Genomic DNA, 18,651 nt, shown 5'->3' with positions numbered 1-18,651 from the left:
GCATGAAAGAGCAATTCACCACCACGGTGAGAGTCACGGGTAAGGGCGAGACTAAAGCTCGCGCCTTTGCCGATGCCCTGAACCACGTTCAGGCTGCGGTGATGAAAGCGTCGCCGCATATCTTACTGCGTATTGAGCCACAGGATGTGCAGGTTGTTCAAGCGCGTGAATCGGTGCGTAAAGAGGCGTTTTTATTCCTCTTTTTGCGCCGGGAAAGACGCACTTTCAGCGTGGAGCTGGACGTGACCGTCAACGTGACTGCCATCAATCTCGACAAGGTGGATTTCGTTACGCAACGCTGATTTTTCTATTAAAAGGCATAATTATGTTCCTGATAATATTAATAAAATCGCTCATCATCGGCGGCCTCGTTGGCGTCGGTGTCGGCGCTGGGGCTGCACGCATGTTTCATGCGCCTACCACTCAAGGGATGGGCGCGTTTCGTACTCTTGGAGAACTGAATTCCTGCGAAGGGGATCCGGCTTCTCACTTCTCGTTCGGCCTGGGCTTCTTCTTTAACGCCTGGGCTTCCTCCGTTGCGGCGGGGGCGTTCACTCAGGACGTCGACCATCGCATCATCCCTAACTGGGGCGCCGCCGCGCTGATGATTAAAAATCGCAACGTCGGTGAAACGCTGCACGACCCCAAACGCATGGCAATTGCCTGCGGCGTTATCGGGATGATCGTAGTGACCTTCCTGAACCTCACCGCATCATCCGTACCGGAAGCGTTGCAAGTTACCGCCGTCAAGGTGCTGGTGCCCGCGGCTAACCTGCTGGTTAACACCGTGATGCCAGTGATCTTCTGGCTGGCGGCGATCGACGCTGGTAAGAAATCCGGCTTCTGGGCCACCGTTTTTGGCGGCGCGGCGCAGCTGATTATGGGCAACGCCGTTCCGGGTCTGGTGCTCGGCATTCTGATCGGCAAAGGTGTTGAAGAGAGCGGCTGGAACCACGTCACGAAAGTGATGATGGTAGCTATCGTCGCGCTGTTTGTCCTGAGCGGCTTCTTCCGCGGTTTCGACATGAAGATGATCGAATCCTTCCATCTGACCGTGCCTAACTGGCTCGAACTTATCCACAACTCGCTCAGCGGCAAATAACGGAGGTCATCATGGAACAGAATAAAGGTTTTTGGTTCGCTGACTGGTCGTTCCCGATCTTCGTGGGCCTGCTCTCCTCTGGCGTATTTGCCGGAACACACATGTACTACCTGTACGGTATTGGCGCATTTAACGAAGTGGCTTTTGTGGCGATGCTGAAGGCGGGAATGGATACCGGCTCCTACGGAGCGGTGGCGGCATTTGGCGCAAGCTTCCTGTTTGCCCGCATCATTGAAGGTTCGCTGGTGGGGATTTTGGATATCGGCGGGGCGATTCAAACCGGGGTTGGGTTAGGTGTTCCGGCGCTGCTGCTGGGCGCGGGCATTATCTTCCCGGTCGCCAACTTCGCCGCCTCGCTGGTCACCGGTCTGGTGATTGGTCTGGCGATTGGCTACATCATCATTCTGGCGCGTAAGTTCACCATCAACCAGAGCGACTCAACCTACGGTGCGGACGTCATGATGGGGGCCGGTAACGCCTCCGGCCGCTTCCTCGGACCGTTGATTATCCTTAGCGCGATGACGGCTTCTATTCCTATCGGAATCGGTTCTCTGGCGGGCGCGCTGCTGTTTTATCTGTGGCAAAAACCGATTACCGGCGGGGCGATCCTCGGCGCAATGATCCTCGGGTCCATCTTCCCGATTGCTATTAGCTGATGGTGTGTCGTTGTAGGCCGGATAAGGGCAGCCGCCATCCGGCAATGACGCCTGATGGCGCTGCGCCTTATCAGGCCTACACGACCGCCCCCATTTCAACAGGAGAGAGACATGTTTGATTTACTCCTGCGCCGTGCGCGCCTCGTTGACGATACGGTGAGCGATATTGCGCTCAAAGACGGCAAGATCGCGGCGTTGGGTGACGTTGATGGTCCGGCGCTGAAAACCATCGAGCTGGGCGGTGAGTGCTACGTCAGCGCAGGCTGGATTGACTCCCACGTTCATTGCTACCCGAAATCCCCGATTTATCACGACCAGCCGGATAGCGTCGGTATTGCGACCGGCGTCACTACCGTGGTGGATGCGGGCAGCACCGGGGCGGATGACATCGACGATTTTTACACCCTGACCCGGGAAGCTGCGACCGAAGTGTACGCGTTGCTGAATATCTCCCGCGTGGGGCTTATCGCCCAGAACGAGCTGGCCAACATGGCCAATATTGACGCTGATGCGGTGCGAGAGGCGGTGAAACGCCACCCTGATTTTATCGTCGGTTTGAAGGCGCGCATGAGCAGCAGTGTAGTCGGTGAAAATGGCATCACGCCGCTGGATCGCGCCAAAGCGATGCAAGCACAGAACGGCGACCTGCCGCTGATGGTGCATATCGGCAACAACCCGCCGAATCTCGATGATATCGCCGAGCGCCTGAGCGCGGGCGACATTATTACCCACTGCTACAACGGTAAGCCGAATCGCATTCTGACGCCGCAAGGCGAGCTGCGGGCGTCAGTGACGCGGGCGATTTCACGTGGCGTGCGTCTGGACGTTGGGCATGGCACCGCCAGCCTGAGCTTTGCGGTGGCAAAACGCGCGATCGGCCTGGGCATTTTGCCGCACACCATCAGCTCCGATATTTATTGCCGCAACCGTATCAGCGGCCCGGTACATTCCCTGGCGAATGTGATGTCGAAATTCCTCGCCATTGGGATGTCGCTTCCGCAGGTCATTGAATGCGTTACCGCCAATGCCGCCGATGGTCTGCGCCTGAAACAGAAGGGGCGGCTGCAGGTCGGTCTGGATGCCGATTTAACCCTCTTTACGCTTAAGCGCCAGCCAACCGTGCTGGTAGATGCAGAAAACGACAGCCTGCAGGCTGAACAACTGCTGGTGCCGCTTGCCGCAATACGTGCGGGCAAGGGCTATATGACCGAACAAGGGAGCGCGGAACATGCCTTCGATTTTTGAGAAATACGATTTAAAACAGGTGATTAATACCTCCGGCCGCATGACGGCGCTTGGCGTCTCCACGCCGCGACCAGAAGTGGTTGAAGCGGCGATGGCGGGGATGAACCACTATTTCGAGATGAAAGACCTGGTCAATAAAACAGGCGACTACATCGCGAAATTACTGGAAGTGGAAGGGGCAACGGTTGTCTCTTGCGCCTCGGCCGGGATCGCCCTGTCGGTGGCTGGCGTATTGGTTAAAGATAGCGACTGGCTGCTGGAGAACCTGCACGTCACGCCCATTGAAAACAACGAAATCGTGCTGCCCAGAGGTCACAACGTCAACTTTGGCGCTCCGGTAGGCACCATGGTGGCGCTTGGCGGCGGCAAGTTAGTGGAAGCCGGTTATGCCAACGAATGTTCCGCGGCGCAGCTGGCGGCGGCCATTACACCGCGTACGGCGGCCATTCTGTATATCAAATCTCACCATTGCGTCCAGAAAAGTATGCTCAGCGTGGAGCAGGCCGCGGTGGTGGCGCGTACGCATAATCTGCCGTTGATCGTGGACGCGGCGGCGGAAGAGGATTTGCAGTGCTACTACCGGGTTGGTGCAGATCTGGTGATTTATAGTGGCGCCAAGGCGATAGAAGGACCAACCAGCGGTCTGGTGATAGGTAAAACCCAGTACGTTGAGTGGGTGAAGCGCCAGACGGCGGGAATTGGCCGGGCGATGAAGGTGGGCAAAGAGGGAATTCTTGGACTGACCTGCGCCATCGAACTGTATCTGAACGCGCAGAAAGAGAGCGGCGCGGAGATGGTCGAGAAAATGACGCCGTTCATTAATGCCTTGAACCAGCTTAACGGCGTGAGCGCCCGCGTGGTGTGGGATAGTGCAGGGCGCGACATCGCACGCACGGAAATTAAGTTTGATGAAGCGGTAACCGGGATCGCCACGGGGGAACTGGTCGACGCGCTGAAACAGGGGGAGTACGCGATTTACTTCCGTGGTTACAAAGCCAATGAAGGCATTATCGAAGCCGATGTGCGCAGTGTCGATCGCGCGCAGCTGGAGATTGTGGCCCGTCGAATTGGTGAAGTGATTTCGCAGGAGAAAAATGCATGAAACTGACCCCTAACTTTTATCGCGACCGCGTCTGCCTGAACGTGCTGGCAGGCTCCAAAGAAAATGCCCGAGATATTTATGCGGCAGCGGAAGGACACGTGCTGGTTGGCGTATTGTCAAAAAATTACCCGGATGTCGCAAGCGCGGTAGCGGATATGCGTGAATACGCGGCCCTTATCGACAATGCGCTCTCCGTGGGGCTGGGAGCGGGCGATCCTAACCAGTCGGCGATGGTCAGTGAAATCTCCCGTCAGGTGCAGCCACAACATGTCAATCAGGTCTTCACCGGCGTGGCTACCAGTCGCGCGCTGCTGGGCCAGCAGGAGACAGTGGTCAACGGACTGGTCTCGCCAACCGGCACGCCGGGCAGGGTGAAAATCTCCACTGGTCCGCTAAGCAGCCAGACGCCGGACGGTATTGTGCCGGTAGAAACCGCGATTGCGCTGCTCAAAGACATGGGCGGTAGCTCAATTAAATACTTCCCGATGGGCGGCCTGCAATGCCGTGATGAGTACATTGCGGTCGCGCAGGCCTGCGCCCGTCATGACTTCTGGCTGGAGCCAACCGGCGGTATCGATCTGGATAATTTCACTGAAATCCTGCAAATTGCCCTCGATGCCGGAGTGGGTAAAATCATTCCTCACATCTATAGTTCGATTATTGATAAGGTGAGTGGTAACACTCGTCCGGACGACGTACGCCAGCTGATGGCGATGACCCGGGCCTGCGTAGGCTAACTGACTGATGAGGAAACTGACGTGCGATTCCCCAACCAACGTTTAGCACAGCTGTTTGACATGTTGCAAAACGAAGCGCTTCCACAGGACGAGCTGGCGCAGCGGTTGTCGGTTTCCACACGCACCGTACGGGCGGATATCACCGCGCTAAACGCGCTGCTCACCCAGTACGGCGCACAGTTTGTCCTCAGTCGGGGTAATGGTTATCAGCTCAAAATTGACGACCCGGCAAGCTTTCACACCCTGCAAACGCAGCAGCCCAATACGTTGCTGCGCATCCCGCGGACCAGCCAGGAACGGATACACTGGCTGGTGGTGCGTTTTCTGACGTCGGCTTTCTCGCTGAAGCTTGAAGATTTGGCTGATGAATGGTTTATCAGTCGCGCGACGCTGCAAAACGATATGGCTGAGGTGCGCGAGCATCTGCAACGTTATCATCTGACGCTGGAAACGCGTCCCCGCCACGGCATGAAGCTGTTCGGCAGCGAAATGGCGATCCGCGCCTGTTTGACCGATTTGCTGTGGACGCTGGCGCAGCAGGATCCGCAGCATCCGTTAGTGACGCAAGAAGCGCTGAATGCGGGGCTCCCTGAACAGTTGCAACCCGTTTTGCAGGACATTTTTGCCCGTTTCCATATTCGTCTGACCGATGAGGGCGAGCTGTTTTTACGCTTGTACTGCGCGGTGGCGGTACGGCGGATTAGCGAAGGGTATCCACTCCCGGATTTTGCCGCAGAAGAGGCCGATCAATCGGTGTGCCTGGCCACGCGGGAAATCGCGGCGGTATTGCACCGCCTGGCAGACAAACCGCTTTCCGTTTCCGAAGAGAACTGGCTACAGGTGCATATTGCTGCCCGCCAGGTACAAGAGATCGCGCCCAGTGCTATCAATGCGGATGATGATGAAGCGCTGGTCAATTACATCCTGCGTTTTATCAACAGCCAGTACAACTACAACCTGTTGAATGACAAACAGTTACATGCTGACCTGCTGACGCATATTAAGACGATGATAACCCGGGTGCGTTACCAGATAATGATCCCCAATCCGCTGCTGGAAAATATTAAACAGCACTACCCCATGGCGTGGGACATGACGCTGGCCGCCGTCTCGGGATGGGGAAAATATACGCCGTACACCATCAGTGAAAATGAGATTGGCTTCCTCGTGCTGCATATTGGCGTAGGGCTGGAGCGTAGTTACAACATCGGTTACCAGAGACAGCCGAAGGTTCTGCTGGTATGCGATGCCGGAAATGCGATGGCGCGGATGATTGAAGCGGTGCTGGCGCGTAAGTATCCGCAGATAGAGATCGTCGATACCGTAACGCTTCGCGACTACGAACAGCGGGAAAGCATCAGCGAAGATTTTGTCATCTCTACCGCGCGGATTGGTGAAAAAGATAAACCGGTGGTGATGATTGCGCCGTTCCCTACCGATTATCAGCTGGAGCAGATTGGTAAACTGGTGCTGGTCGACAGAACCCGTCCGTGGATGTTGAACAAATTCTTCGATGCCGCCCATTTTCGTGTGATTGACGAGCCAATGGATCAACAAACGTTGTTCAAAACCTTATGCCGTCAGTTGCAGGATGAAGGTTTTGTCGACGCGGAGTTTCTTGATTCGGTGGTGGAACGTGAGGCCATCGTCAGCACCATGCTGGGTGACAGCATTGCCTTGCCGCACGCCCTCGGTCTGCTGGCCAAGAAAACGGTGGTCTACACCATCCTCGCCCCGCAGGGTATCGCCTGGGGCGATGAAACGGCCCACGTGATCTTCTTGCTCGCCATCAGCAAGAGTGAATATGAAGAGGCGATGGCTATCTACGATATCTTCGTCACCTTCCTGCGCGAACGCGCGATGACGCGGCTCTGCGCGTGCCGTAATTTCACCGAGTTCAAAGCGGTTGCCATGGAGTGTGTGAGCCGTTTTTGAGAGGCGGAAAACAGAATATTTACCGCCTGGAAATTAACGCAAATGATGTACAACCTGGTTGCTGCTGCCGCGCCAGATCAGTGCCGGGTCTTTAAGATCCTGCACAAATTTACCATCGACCAGCACGTTGATGAGATCCACCACCTGCATTTGTGCGGCGTTGAGTTCATCAAGCTTGTAGCCGGTCCACACCCAGATATCTTTCCCCGGACACTCAGCGTGAATACGCTGTACCAGTTGCAGGATATCCGGCACGTTTTGCGGATGCAGCGGATCGCCGCCGGACAGCGAAATACCCTGGTGAGGGATTCGCGTGTCGTTCAGATCGGCAATGATCTTGTCTTCCATCTCTTTGGTAAACGGCTGGCCGGAATTGAGTCGCCAGGTGCTTTTGTTATAGCAGCCAGGGCATTCATGCACGCATCCCGACACAAACAGGGTGCAGCGAGTGCCGGGGCCGTTAACGATATCGACGGGATAGTATTGATGGTAGCGCATAGCGGGTGTCCAGAAAGCATGTAGGCCGGATAAGGTGCTTGCACCGCATCCGGCAACATTGTGATGCCTGATGACGACGCGACTGCGTCTTATCAGGCCTACGGCCTTTGCAAACGGAAATTAACCTATCTGCCCATTACCTAAATGCTTAACGCGGCGCTTCACTTCTTCCTGCTTACCGGCGTTAAACGGACGAGCGTCCGGGCTGCCTAAATAACCGCATACGCGGCGGGTGACCGACACGCGTGCGGCGTCGTGGTTACCACATTTCGGGCAGGTAAAGCCTTTGCTGGTGCACTCGAACTCACCGGTAAAGCCGCACTCGTAGCATTCATCGATTGGCGTGTTGGTCCCGTAATACGGCACGTGCTGATAGCTGTAATCCCAGACGTCTTCCAGTGCTTTCAGGTTGTGCTGAATGTTCGGGTACTCGCCGTAGCAAATGAAGCCTCCGTTCGCCAGCGGCGGGTACGGCGCTTCAAAATCGATCTTGTCGTACGGGTTAACCTTTTTCTCCACGTCGAGGTGGAAGCTGTTGGTGTAGTAACCTTTGTCGGTAACACCCGGCACCACGCCAAACTCGGCGGTATCCAGACGGCAGAAACGATTGCACAGGTTTTCACTTGGTGTGCTGTACAGGCTGAAGCCGTAGCCGGTCTCGTCTTTCCACTGATCGACCGCCTGACGCAGACGTTCCACAATGGCGATAGCTTTAGCGCGAAGCTGCTCGCTGTCGTACAAGTGTTTGTCGCCAAACAGCGCGTTGATGGTTTCGTGAATGCCGATGTAACCCAGAGAAATCGACGCGCGGCCGTTTTTAAAGATTTCAGACACGTCATCGTCTGCTTTCAGACGCACGCCGCAGGCCCCTTCCATATACAGGATCGGTGCAACGCGGGCCTTCACGCCTTCCAGACGCGCAATGCGGGTCATCAGCGCTTTACGCGCCAGGATCAGACGGTCGTCGAGCAGTTTCCAGAAGGTGGCTTCATCGCCATGAGCTTCCAGCGCGATACGCGGCAGGTTAAGGCTGATAACGCCGAGGTTGTTACGGCCATCGTGGACCTGTTCGCCGTTCTCGTTTTCCCATACGCCCAGGAAACTGCGGCAGCCCATCGGCGTTTTGAACGAGCCGGTCACTTTAACCACCTGATCGTAGTTCAGGATGTCCGGATACATACGCTTGCTCGCGCACTCCAGCGCCAGCTGCTTGATGTCATAGTTCGGATCGCCAAACTTGTGGTTCAGACCGTCACGAATCGCAAACACCAGTTTCGGGAACACGGCGGTTTTACGATTTTTACCCAGGCCGGCAATGCGGTTACGCAGAATGGACTGCTGGATCAAACGCGATTCCCAGCTGGTTCCCAGGCCGAAACCGAAGGTAACGAACGGCGTCTGACCGTTGGCGGTATGCAGGGTATTCACTTCATACTCAAGGGACTGGAATGCGTCGTAGCACTCTTTCTCGGTACGGGAATGCGCATAACCGTCGGCATCTGGGATCTGCCACTCTTCAGCGGTTTTGCGATGCTTATTAAAGCTCTCGGTCACGAACGGTGCGAGAACTTCGTCAATACGGTTAATGGTGGTACCGCCATAAATATGGCTGGCAACCTGCGCGATAATTTGCGCGGTGACGGCCGTCGCGGTGGAGATGGATTTTGGCGGCTCAATTTCCGCGTTACCCATCTTAAAGCCCTGCGTCAGCATACCTTTCAGGTCGATCAGCATGCAGTTAAACATTGGGAAGAACGGAGAGTAGTCGAGATCGTGATAGTGAATATCACCACGCTCGTGCGCCTGGACGACATCACGCGGCAGCAGGTGTTGACGCGCATAGTGTTTGGCGACGATACCGGCCAGCAGGTCGCGCTGGGTCGGGATCACTTTGCTGTCTTTGTTGGCGTTTTCGTTCAGCAGAGCAGAGTTGGTTTGCTCAACCAGACCACGAATTTCCTGGTTCAGACGGCCACGTTTTTCACGCTGTATATCACGGTCGTGGCGATATTCGATGTACGCACGGGCGAGTTGTTTGTACGGACCAGACATCAGCTGGTTTTCTACCGCTGTCTGGATCTCGTTGATATCGACCTGGCTGCGCTCATTCATCTGGCTACTAACGACTTCTGCGACGGTGGCACAGTAATCTGCGTCATCGACTCCCGCTGCTTTAGCTGCACGCAGAATGGCTTCTTTGATGCGCTCTGATTTAAACGGCACTTTACAGCCATCTCGTTTCATCACATGCGGTGTCATGATCACTCCATATTTATAAGAACAGGTTATCCACAGAGGTTGGAGAAGCGGCCATGGCTTTATTCATCTATCTGGCCAATGACTTCCCGCAATCCTGACCCACTTTATCCACAATTCCACCGTTAAACGGTGCACTGTAGTTGTAGCAATTGTAGTCGATTAATACAACATATTGGGTCGGCGTGCATTTTAAGTTCTATATGTAGTGATTTGCATCAAGGATGTTTACGATTTATTTGATGTAGCGCAAAGTAAAAATCGGAGCGTACAGATGACGGGCAGTACAGCGATTGTAAATTGTGGGCAGAAAATTCTGATTAATTATTCAACAAAAACAGGAAGCTAAGCTAAGTGTATATAGCAACGCCCGGTAGCGCTATGCGTACCGGGCCTGAACATAATTGCAAGCTATTTTTGCAACCACCAGACGGCCTCAAAAGGACGCAGTGTCATGTCCCCAGGTTGGCTGGCAACCTCGGCATAGTTGTGCATCAGCACCTGCCAGTTTCCGTCGGTCTGGGCTGGCTGCCAGCTCTGGAAGGTATCGCTCAGATTGGCAATGACCAGCAGCCGCTGCCCTTGCCACTCTCGTTGATAGCACCACAGATGCGGGCTGTCCGGTAGCAGATCCTGGTAGTCGCCCCAGGTGATAACCGGCTCCGCTTTGCGCAATGCGATCAGCTTCTGATAGGTGTAGAACACCGAGTCAGTATCGTTCAGTGCAGCCGCCACGTTAATGTCTGCTGCGTTGTCACACAGATTGATCCACGGCTCGCCGCAGGTGAAGCCCGCGTGTTTGCTGGCATCCCATTGCATCGGCGTGCGGCTGTTATCGCGTGATTTACTGGCGAGGATCGCCAGCAGCTCTTGCGCATCGCGTCCCTGGCCGTTCAGGGCGGCAAACATGTTATGGCTTTCCACATCGCGATAATCGGTAATCTGGCGGAAGTGCGGGTTGGTCATACCGATCTCTTCACCCTGGTAGATATAGGGGGTGCCCTGCATGCCATGCAGCACCATCGCCAGCATTTTGGCCGACGGAACGCGGTATTTACCTTCATCGCCAAAACGCGACACGATGCGCGGCTGATCGTGGTTACACCAGAACAGCGCGTTCCATGCCTGATTGTGCATGCCCTGCTGCCAGTGGCGGAACAGGGTTTTCAGCGCCATATAGTCGGGTTTTGCTAACGTCCACTTCTCGCCGTTGGGGTAATCCACTTTCAGGTGGTGGAAGTTAAAGGTCATCGACAGTTCGCTACCATCTTGTGCGGCGTACTGCTGGCAATGTTCCAACGTGGTGGATGACATTTCGCCGACCGTCATCAGGTTGCGTGGGGTAAAAACATCGCGGTTCATCTCACGCAAAAATTCATGCGCGCGTGGGCCGTCGGTATAAAAACGCCGTCCATCGCCGTCGGGATCGTTCGGGAAGTCCTGGTCTTTAGAGATAAGATTCACCACGTCGAGGCGCAGTCCGTCCACGCCGCGATCGGCCCAGAACTCGCAGACTTTTTTTAGCTCGGCGCGGACCGCCGGGTTTTCCCAATTCAGGTCGGCTTGCTCCGGAGCAAAGAGGTGCAAATAGTACTGCTCGCTTTCGGCGTGCCAGTCCCAGGCGTTGCCGCCAAACTTGGAACGCCAGTTATTCGGCGGGCAGTCTGGCGTGCCGTCGCGCCAGAGATAAAACTGACGATACGGGCTGTCTTTATCCAGCGCTTCACGAAACCAGGCGTGCTGGGTTGAGGTGTGGTTAAACACCATGTCGAGAATAATACGGATGCCGCGTGCTTTCGCCTGTACCACCAGTTCGTCAAAGTCTTCCAGCGTGCCGTAGGCCGGATCGACAGACGTGTAGTCTGCGACGTCGTAACCGTTATCAACCTGCGGCGAAATATAGAACGGCGTCAGCCAGATGGCATCAACGCCCAGCTTTTGCAGATAGTCGAGGCGCTGCGTCACGCCGCGTAAATCTCCGGTGCCGCTGCCGGTGGTGTCCTGAAAACTCTTGGGGTAAACCTGATAGATAACGCCGTTTTGCCACCAGTGGGGAATATTCATGGTTGTTTCCTGGAAATACGCTGGGGCGCAACTGCGCCCCGAAGAAAAGTTAGACAATCTGTAATGTGCCCAGACGGTGTTTACGCTGGTAAACGAATGAGGTCAGTACCATTGGGATGACAATCGCAATGACCATCGCCATGCCAAAGACCTGCCAGTAAGTCGGCTGGATGGAGAGGATGCCCGGCAAACCGCCGACGCCAATCCCGTTCGCCAGCACACCGTTCAGGCCGCACAGCAGTCCGGCGAGACCGGAACCGATCATCGCGCACAGCATCGGGAAGCGGTATTTCAGGTTGATCCCATACATCGCTGGTTCGGTTACCCCGAGATAAGCGGAGATCGCGGCAGGAACGGAGATTTCACGTTCGTTGTGTTTGCGACTGGAGATAATGATCCCGACCACCGCAGAGGCCTGAGCGATATTCGACAGGGCGATTAGTGGCCATACCGGCGTGCCGCCCATGCTCTGAATCATCTGCATGTCGATAGCCAGCGTGGTCTGATGCACACCGGTGATCACCAGCGGGGCGTACAGGAAGCCGAACAGCGCCGCGCCAATCGGAGCAAAACTGCCGGTCAGCAGATGACGGACCGCAAACGCGACACCGTCGCCAATCATGCGGCCAAATGGACCGATAAAGGCATGCGCAAGGAATACCGCAAGGATCAGCGAGCACACCGGGACGATCACCAGATACAGGTAATCCGGGACGATGCGCTTCATGCGTGTTTCAATAAACCCGAGCGCCAGCCCGGCCAACAGTGCCGGAATGACCTGCGCCTGGTAGCCCACTTTCTCAATGCTGAACAGGCCGAAGTTCCACACGTCCGGCACCTGCTGACCGAGCAAATAGGCGTTCATCAGTTGCGGAGAAACCAGGGTCACGCCCAGCACAATACCGAGGATCGGCGTACCGCCCATTTTCTTCACCGCCGACCAACAAATCCCGACCGGCAAATAGAAGAAGATCGCTTCGCCAATCAGCCACAGGAAGTCATAGAGGGTTTTCAGCGAAGGATGCATCTGCGCCAGCGTCTGCCCGTTACTCATGGGCAGATCGCCGATCACGTTACGGAAACCTAAGATCAGGCCGCCGCTAATCAGCGCTGGCAGCAGCGGGAAGAAGATCTCCGCGAAGTGAGAAATCAGCTGCTCGTGCCACTTCATGTTCTGCCGCGCCGCTTTCTTTGCCTGCTCTTTGTCGGCACTGGCTTGTCCGGTGGTCGCCAACAGCGCTTTGTAGTAATCGCCCACCTCGGTGCCAATTACCACCTGAAATTGCCCGGCGTTGGTGAAGCAGCCTTTGACCATTGGCAACAATTCGATCTCTTTCGGTCTGGCGTTTGCAGGCTGATTCAGCACAAAACGCAGGCGAGTAATGCAGTGACTCACCGTAGCGATATTGTCGCGCCCGCCAACCAGCTCAATCAGCCGGTCGATGTCTGCTTGTTTTATTTTGCTCATGATGGTGTGTGTTCCCCGTAGACCGGAAAAGACGCTGTTGCGTCGTCATTCGGCAACTCTCTCGTTGTTGACGCCAGAGTATATCTTCGATGAATTTTTAAAAATGGGAACGTTCCCTAAACGCAGCGAAGATCACAAATTAATGCTCAGAAAGCGATCAGGAGAGGGTGGAAGGAATAACGATTTGTCGTGGTTCGCTACGGCCGTTGATCTGTTCGATCAGCTGCGAGGCCGCTTGTCGCCCGGCTTCGGCGTATCCTGGATCGACGGTGATAATTTCCGGATGGAGGAATTTCATCAGCGGCGTGCTGCCCACGCTTGCCAACTGCAGGTTCTCTATTCGCTGCTCCTGCAAGTATTTGCTGACGCCAAGGGCAAGGGTATCCGTCGCACAGACTAAGGCGGTGGTTTCCGGGGTGATGACGTTGGCGGCCTGTTCATAGCCCTGCTTCATGGCCAGACCAGGTAGCGCGGCCACAGGATGCAGTTTATGTTTTTTACAGAATGCCAGGTAGGCCTCATGGCGGCGTTTACCAGTGGTCACATCGCTATGCGGAACACCAAGAAAGCTAATATGGCGATGCTCGCGTTCGTATAAACGCTGCATCAGGGTACGAATGGCACCCTCATCGTCATAGCAGACGGAGGCAAAGCCTTTTGCATCTCTTGCCAGCAGCACCAGAGAATCCTGCCAGGAGGCGAGCATGGTTTCAGTAATGCCGGTAAAACCGAACAGTACCACGCCATCAATGTTACGGCGTCTGAGCATGCCGAGATGTTCTTCAACCAGCTCGGGCGAGAACTGGCTTTCCATCATGATCGGATCGTAGCCCTGTTCATAAAAGGCGGGCAACATGGTCTGCACGGCGAGATTTTCCGAAAGCGAGTCCAGACGCGTGACGATAATCGCCACCACCTTGTCGCTTTGTCCGCGCATGGCGCGTGCGGAGCGGGAAGGGGAAAAACCGTGCTGATTCATCACCGCCTCAACGCGTTCGCGGGTACGTTCACTCACGCCGCTTTCATTGTTGAGCACACGGGAAACGGTTGATTTTCCCACACCGCTTAAGCGGGCGATGTCTTTAATGGTCAGCCGATTTTGCATCCTGTTTTCCCATGTTGCGTGTGAAGTTATGCCAAATAGAGAATAACTTTACTCAAGCACAGTGCAATGGGCAAAGTCTGGTATATGTTTGGTTTAGTTTCCATGGTTTATCATACCGCCATAATTGCCACAAACCTTATGGTTTTCTGCGTATAATCCGCAGCGCAAATCATTCACTTACCGGAGGCTATATGGATCCCGATCCCACCCCTCTCCCGAGATGGAGAAACAACCCTTTCCGGTAAGCTTGTCTTTCACTGTCTTACCGGAACTGTAAGACAGTGACGTTCTGACGTCCCTGTTGTGATTTTAATATTGCCACCAGGCAAGGCTTTGCCACGCCTGAAGGATTTACTGCGCCTGTTTATACTGGTGCAGAGGGACTGCCTATGTTCAAAAATATAACCCGCCAGCTGTTTGCCCGGCTAAACCGCCATTTACCGCATCGTCTGGTGCATCGTGATCCATTGCCGAATGCTCAGACCGTTGCCAGCACGCCGATCCCGCCATCGCTGAGCGAACATTGCCTGAAAATGGCGCTGATGGACGAAGAAGCGCTGTGGAAAACGTTCGGCGCTCATCCGGAAGGCTTAAACGCCGCAGAAGTCGAAAACGCCCGCGAAATACATGGCGAGAACCAGTTGCCGGCGCAGAAGCCGTCGCCCTGGTGGGTGCATCTGTGGGTCTGCTATCGCAACCCGTTTAATATACTGCTGACCATTCTCGGGGCGATTTCCTATGCCACCGAAGATCTGTTTGCCGCTGGGGTCATCGCCCTGATGGTCGTCATCTCTACGCTGCTGAATTTTGTGCAAGAGGCGCGTTCCACCAAAGCGGCTGATGCGCTGAAAGCGATGGTCAGCAACACCGCCACGGTGCTGCGCGTTATCAACGAGAAAGGGGAGAACGGCTGGGTTGAACTGCCGATCGACCAGTTGGTTCCCGGCGATGTCATCAAGCTGGCGGCAGGGGATATGATCCCAGCCGATTTGCGCGTGGTGCAGGCTCGTGACCTGTTCGTGGCCCAGGCTTCGCTGACCGGTGAATCGCTGCCGGTGGAGAAAGTGGCAACCAGTCGCGATCCGCAGCAAAGCAACCCGCTGGAATGCGATACCCTGTGCTTTATGGGCACCAACGTAGTGAGCGGCACGGCGCAGGCCATTGTGATTTCAACCGGCGCCAATACCTGGTTCGGGCAACTGGCAGGCCGCGTCAGCGAGCAGGAAAGCGAGCAGAATGCCTTCCAGAAAGGGATCAGCCGCGTCAGCATGCTGCTGATCCGCTTTATGCTGGTGATGGCGCCCATCGTGCTTATCATCAACGGCTACACTAAAGGCGACTGGTGGGAAGCGGCGCTGTTTGCCCTGTCTGTGGCGGTGGGACTGACACCGGAAATGCTGCCGATGATCGTCACCTCAACGCTGGCGCGTGGGGCGGTGAAGCTGTCAAAACAAAAGGTTATCGTTAAACACCTCGACGCTATCCAGAACTTTGGCGCAATGGATATCCTGTGCACCGATAAAACCGGCACCCTGACTCAGGATAAAATTGTACTTGAGAATCATACGGATATCTCTGGAAAGCCCAGCGAACATGTCCTGCATTCTGCGTGGCTGAACAGCCATTATCAGACCGGGCTGAAGAATCTGCTGGATACGGCGGTGCTGGAAGGCGTGGACGAAGAATCAGCCCGCCAGCTCTCGACTCGCTGGCAGAAAATCGATGAGATCCCGTTTGATTTTGAACGTCGCCGCATGTCGGTAGTGGTGGCAGAAGAAACCGATGTACACCAACTGGTCTGTAAAGGGGCGCTACAGGAGATCCTCAACGTCTGTACCCAGGTGCGTCACAACGGTGAGATAGTCCCGTTAGATGACAACATGCTGCGTCGGGTGAAACGCGTCACGGACACGCTGAACCGCCAGGGGCTGCGCGTGGTGGCGGTGGCGACGAAATACCTGCCAGCGCGTGAAGGTGATTATCAGCGTATTGATGAATCAGATCTGATCCTCGAAGGCTATATTGCGTTCCTCGATCCGCCGAAAGAGACCACCGCACCTGCGCTTAAAGCGCTGAAAGCCAGCGGTATTACGGTGAAAATCCTCACTGGCGATAGCGAATTGGTGGCGGCGAAAGTGTGTCATGAAGTGGGGCTGGATGCGGGCGATGTGGTTATCGGCAGCAGCATTGAAGGGTTAAGCGATGATGAGCTGGCTCGGCTTGCTCAGCGCACCACGCTGTTTGCCCGCCTGACGCCAATGCACAAAGAGCGCATTGTCACGCTGCTCAAACGCGAAGGCCATGTGGTCGGCTTTATGGGCGATGGTATTAACGACGCCCCGGCGCTGCGCGCGGCGGACATTGGTATCTCCGTTGACGGCGCGGTTGATATTGCGCGTGAAGCGGCAGATATCATCCTGCTGGAAAAGAGCCTGATGGTGCTGGAAGAAGGGGTAATTGAAGGACGCCGTACCTTCTCTAACATGCTGAAGTACATCAAAATGACGGCCAGTTCTAACTTCGGTAACGTGTTTAGCGTGCTGGTGGCGAGCGCCTTCTTACCGTTCCTGCCGATGTTGCCGCTGCACTTACTGATTCAGAACCTGCTGTACGATGTATCCCAGGTGGCGATTCCGTTTGATAACGTCGACGAAGAGCAGATCAAAAAGCCGCAGCGCTGGAATCCCAGCGAATTGGGCCGCTTTATGATCTTCTTTGGACCGATCAGCTCGATCTTCGATATTCTGACCTTTTGCCTGATGTGGTTCGTCTTCCATGCCAATACGCCTGAACATCAGACGTTGTTCCAGTCTGGCTGGTTCGTGGTGGGCCTGCTGTCGCAAACGTTGATTGTGCATATGATCCGTACCCGTCGCGTGCCGTTCATCCAGAGCCGCGCCGCATGGCCGCTGATGCTGATGACGCTGGTGGTAATGGTGGTGGGCATTGCATTACCGTTCTCGCCGCTGGCCAGCTACCTGCAATTGCAGGCGCTGCCGCTGAGCTACTTCCCATGGCTGATTGCGATTCTGGCGGGTTACATGACATTAACCCAGCTTGTGAAAGGTTTTTATAGCCGTCGCTACGGCTGGCAGTAATCCTCAACGTCTCTGCAGGATGGTGTTAATACCATCCTGCATTTCTCTTTTTCATTCGAAAGATATTCTCCCAAAATATTAGTGTTTTATTTTTATTGAAATGCTAACGGGTGTTATTAGTATCAAATCGCCTTCTTTGCGTTGTTTTTGTATCAATAAAACGATCTGCATTGCAAAAATGAAACAGTGTGCTAAAAATTTTAAGCATCTGCGATTTTTTGTGAACACAGTCATCGAAATAAATTGTTACACCAGTTAGTCTGCGCAGGTAACGTCGTTAAGAAAGTTTCTCGCTGCCCGTTTTTAATTCCGGCAGTCATTTGCTCTGCAAGCTATTCCTGTTAATGGATATTATGAACTTCTGGAGAAGGACAAATGAAACTGACAAAAAACCTGTTAAGTCTGTGTATTGGCGCGTCTGTATTCCTGGCGAGTCATGCAACGCTGGCACAAACTTTTCGCGCCGCAGATGTGCATCCGGTTGATTACCCGAACGTTGTTGCTGTCAAACATATGGGGGAAAAACTTAGCGCTGCGACCGACGGCCGTCTGGAGATTAAAACCTTTCCAGGTGGCGTGTTAGGCGATGAAAAACAGATGATTGAACAGGCGCAATTAGGCGCTATCGATATTATTCGTGTCTCAATGACGCCTGTTGCCGCCATTCTCCCTGAAATTAACGTGTTTACCCTGCCATATATTTTCCGCGATGAGGACCATCTGCATAAGGTTCTCGATGGCATGATCGGTCAGGAAATTGGCGACCGTCTGACGGCCAATACCAAATCGCGGCTGGTGTTTCTCGGTTGGATGGATGCCGGCACGCGTAACCTGATCACCAAAAATCCGGTGGTGAAACCGGAAGATTTACACGGTATGAAAATCCGCGTTCAAGGAAGTCCGATAGCGCTGGATACCCTGAAAGCGATGGGCGCTAACTCCGTTGTCATGGGCGTCAGTGAAGTATTTAGCGGCATGCAGACCGGCGTTATTGATGGCACGGAAAATAACCCGCCAACGTTTGTTGCGCATAACTATTTGCCGGTCGTGAAAAACTATACCTGGAGCAAACACTTTATTATTCCTGAGCTTTTTCTGTTCTCGAAAGCTAAATGGGATAAGTTGAAAAAAGAAGATCAGGATCTCATTATTAAACTCGCCAAGGAAGCACAGATAGAGCAACGAAAACTTTGGCATGATTATAATGCGAAATCACTGGAGACCATGAAAGCCAACGGCGTTCAGTTCCACGATATTGATACGGACTATTTCTATAAAGCCACGCAGTCAGTGCGGGATAATTACGGTAAAGACCACCAGGATTTGATCAAACGTATTCAGGATGTGAAGTAATTCATCAGGTGGAGGATATCAACCCTCCGCCT

Annotated in this window: 14 protein-coding genes; 9 read left to right on the top strand and 5 right to left on the bottom strand. The window is 54.5% G+C overall.

Annotation, left to right across the window (positions count from 1 at the left end; genetic code table 11):
• Positions 1 to 2 precede the first annotated feature (2 nt).
• From IB222_RS20205 to IB222_RS20175, 7 genes are all read left to right on the top strand, one after another.
• On the top strand, positions 3 to 302 hold the full coding sequence (locus tag IB222_RS20205) for a DUF4312 family protein (protein WP_003025762.1): 300 nt from the start codon (positions 3 to 5) through the stop codon (positions 300 to 302).
• A gap of 23 nt (positions 303 to 325) precedes the next feature.
• Complete coding sequence (locus IB222_RS20200) at positions 326 to 1,102, top strand: DUF4311 domain-containing protein (protein ID WP_043018215.1); 777 nt, start codon at positions 326 to 328, stop codon at positions 1,100 to 1,102.
• An 11-nt stretch (positions 1,103 to 1,113) separates the two neighbouring features.
• Complete coding sequence (locus IB222_RS20195) at positions 1,114 to 1,758, top strand: DUF4310 family protein (protein WP_003830379.1); 645 nt, start codon at positions 1,114 to 1,116, stop codon at positions 1,756 to 1,758.
• Positions 1,759 to 1,869: 111 nt separating this feature from the next.
• Entirely contained in the window at positions 1,870 to 3,003 is a 1,134-nt protein-coding gene (locus IB222_RS20190; protein ID WP_003830377.1) for an amidohydrolase/deacetylase family metallohydrolase, read from the top strand.
• Positions 2,987 to 4,105 carry a DgaE family pyridoxal phosphate-dependent ammonia lyase gene (locus IB222_RS20185; protein WP_148362528.1) on the top strand — a complete coding sequence of 373 codons (1,119 nt, stop codon included), beginning with the start codon at positions 2,987 to 2,989 and terminating at the stop codon, positions 4,103 to 4,105. The genes IB222_RS20190 and IB222_RS20185 overlap by 17 nt, the downstream gene beginning before the upstream one ends.
• Entirely contained in the window at positions 4,102 to 4,842 is a 741-nt protein-coding gene (locus IB222_RS20180; RefSeq protein ID WP_149384862.1) for a KDGP aldolase family protein, read from the top strand. Before IB222_RS20185 ends, IB222_RS20180 begins: the two co-directional genes overlap by 4 nt.
• 21 nt (positions 4,843 to 4,863) lie before the next feature.
• On the top strand, positions 4,864 to 6,777 hold the full coding sequence (locus IB222_RS20175; protein WP_003830372.1) for a BglG family transcription antiterminator: 1,914 nt from the start codon (positions 4,864 to 4,866) through the stop codon (positions 6,775 to 6,777).
• A 33-nt stretch (positions 6,778 to 6,810) separates the two neighbouring features.
• Here IB222_RS20175 and nrdG read toward each other — a convergent pair whose 3' ends face one another.
• From nrdG to treR, 5 genes are all read right to left on the bottom strand, one after another.
• Positions 6,811 to 7,275, bottom strand: a complete 465-nt coding sequence (nrdG, locus tag IB222_RS20170) for an anaerobic ribonucleoside-triphosphate reductase-activating protein (RefSeq protein ID WP_003830365.1) — start codon at positions 7,273 to 7,275, stop codon at positions 6,811 to 6,813.
• A gap of 120 nt (positions 7,276 to 7,395) precedes the next feature.
• Complete coding sequence (nrdD, locus tag IB222_RS20165; protein ID WP_149384863.1) at positions 7,396 to 9,534, bottom strand: anaerobic ribonucleoside-triphosphate reductase; 2,139 nt, start codon at positions 9,532 to 9,534, stop codon at positions 7,396 to 7,398.
• A 408-nt stretch (positions 9,535 to 9,942) separates the two neighbouring features.
• Positions 9,943 to 11,595 carry an alpha,alpha-phosphotrehalase gene (gene treC, locus IB222_RS20160; protein ID WP_003830361.1) on the bottom strand — a complete coding sequence of 551 codons (1,653 nt, stop codon included), beginning with the start codon at positions 11,593 to 11,595 and terminating at the stop codon, positions 9,943 to 9,945.
• Between the two features lie 49 nt (positions 11,596 to 11,644).
• Positions 11,645 to 13,063, bottom strand: coding sequence for a PTS trehalose transporter subunit IIBC (gene treB, locus IB222_RS20155; protein ID WP_048215055.1), 1,419 nt, complete (start codon positions 13,061 to 13,063; stop codon positions 11,645 to 11,647).
• Between the two features lie 157 nt (positions 13,064 to 13,220).
• On the bottom strand, positions 13,221 to 14,168 hold the full coding sequence (gene treR, locus IB222_RS20150) for a trehalose operon repressor TreR (protein WP_003830358.1): 948 nt from the start codon (positions 14,166 to 14,168) through the stop codon (positions 13,221 to 13,223).
• A gap of 389 nt (positions 14,169 to 14,557) precedes the next feature.
• Here treR and mgtA point away from each other — a divergent pair, with 389 nt between their 5' ends.
• Together mgtA and IB222_RS20140 are read left to right on the top strand one after the other, a co-directional pair.
• On the top strand, positions 14,558 to 17,266 hold the full coding sequence (gene mgtA / locus IB222_RS20145) for a magnesium-translocating P-type ATPase (protein ID WP_063941632.1): 2,709 nt from the start codon (positions 14,558 to 14,560) through the stop codon (positions 17,264 to 17,266).
• Between the two features lie 375 nt (positions 17,267 to 17,641).
• A complete protein-coding gene (locus IB222_RS20140) occupies positions 17,642 to 18,619 on the top strand; it encodes a TRAP transporter substrate-binding protein (RefSeq protein WP_149384864.1) in 978 nt (325 codons plus the stop codon).
• The last annotated feature ends 32 nt before the right edge of the window (positions 18,620 to 18,651 follow it).

This window comes from Citrobacter sp. C13 (assembly GCF_014596815.2).
Lineage (GTDB): Bacteria > Pseudomonadota > Gammaproteobacteria > Enterobacterales > Enterobacteriaceae > Citrobacter > Citrobacter portucalensis.
This window is presented reverse-complemented; position numbering and strand designations above follow the sequence as displayed.

Excerpts from the sequence above, each read along its gene's own strand:
- IB222_RS20205 (WP_003025762.1), top strand. The coding sequence starts at position 3 with ATGAAAGAGCAATTCACCACCACGGTGAGAGTCACGGGTAAGGGCGAG.
- IB222_RS20200 (WP_043018215.1), top strand. The coding sequence starts at position 326 with ATGTTCCTGATAATATTAATAAAATCGCTCATCATCGGCGGCCTCGTT.
- IB222_RS20195 (WP_003830379.1), top strand. The coding sequence starts at position 1,114 with ATGGAACAGAATAAAGGTTTTTGGTTCGCTGACTGGTCGTTCCCGATC.
- IB222_RS20190 (WP_003830377.1), top strand. The coding sequence starts at position 1,870 with ATGTTTGATTTACTCCTGCGCCGTGCGCGCCTCGTTGACGATACGGTG.
- IB222_RS20185 (WP_148362528.1), top strand. The coding sequence starts at position 2,987 with ATGCCTTCGATTTTTGAGAAATACGATTTAAAACAGGTGATTAATACC.
- IB222_RS20180 (WP_149384862.1), top strand. The coding sequence starts at position 4,102 with ATGAAACTGACCCCTAACTTTTATCGCGACCGCGTCTGCCTGAACGTG.
- nrdG (WP_003830365.1), bottom strand. The coding sequence starts at position 7,275 with ATGCGCTACCATCAATACTATCCCGTCGATATCGTTAACGGCCCCGGC.
- nrdD (WP_149384863.1), bottom strand. The coding sequence starts at position 9,534 with ATGACACCGCATGTGATGAAACGAGATGGCTGTAAAGTGCCGTTTAAA.
- treC (WP_003830361.1), bottom strand. The coding sequence starts at position 11,595 with ATGAATATTCCCCACTGGTGGCAAAACGGCGTTATCTATCAGGTTTAC.
- treB (WP_048215055.1), bottom strand. The coding sequence starts at position 13,063 with ATGAGCAAAATAAAACAAGCAGACATCGACCGGCTGATTGAGCTGGTT.
- treR (WP_003830358.1), bottom strand. The coding sequence starts at position 14,168 with ATGCAAAATCGGCTGACCATTAAAGACATCGCCCGCTTAAGCGGTGTG.
- mgtA (WP_063941632.1), top strand. The coding sequence starts at position 14,558 with ATGTTCAAAAATATAACCCGCCAGCTGTTTGCCCGGCTAAACCGCCAT.
- IB222_RS20140 (WP_149384864.1), top strand. The coding sequence starts at position 17,642 with ATGAAACTGACAAAAAACCTGTTAAGTCTGTGTATTGGCGCGTCTGTA.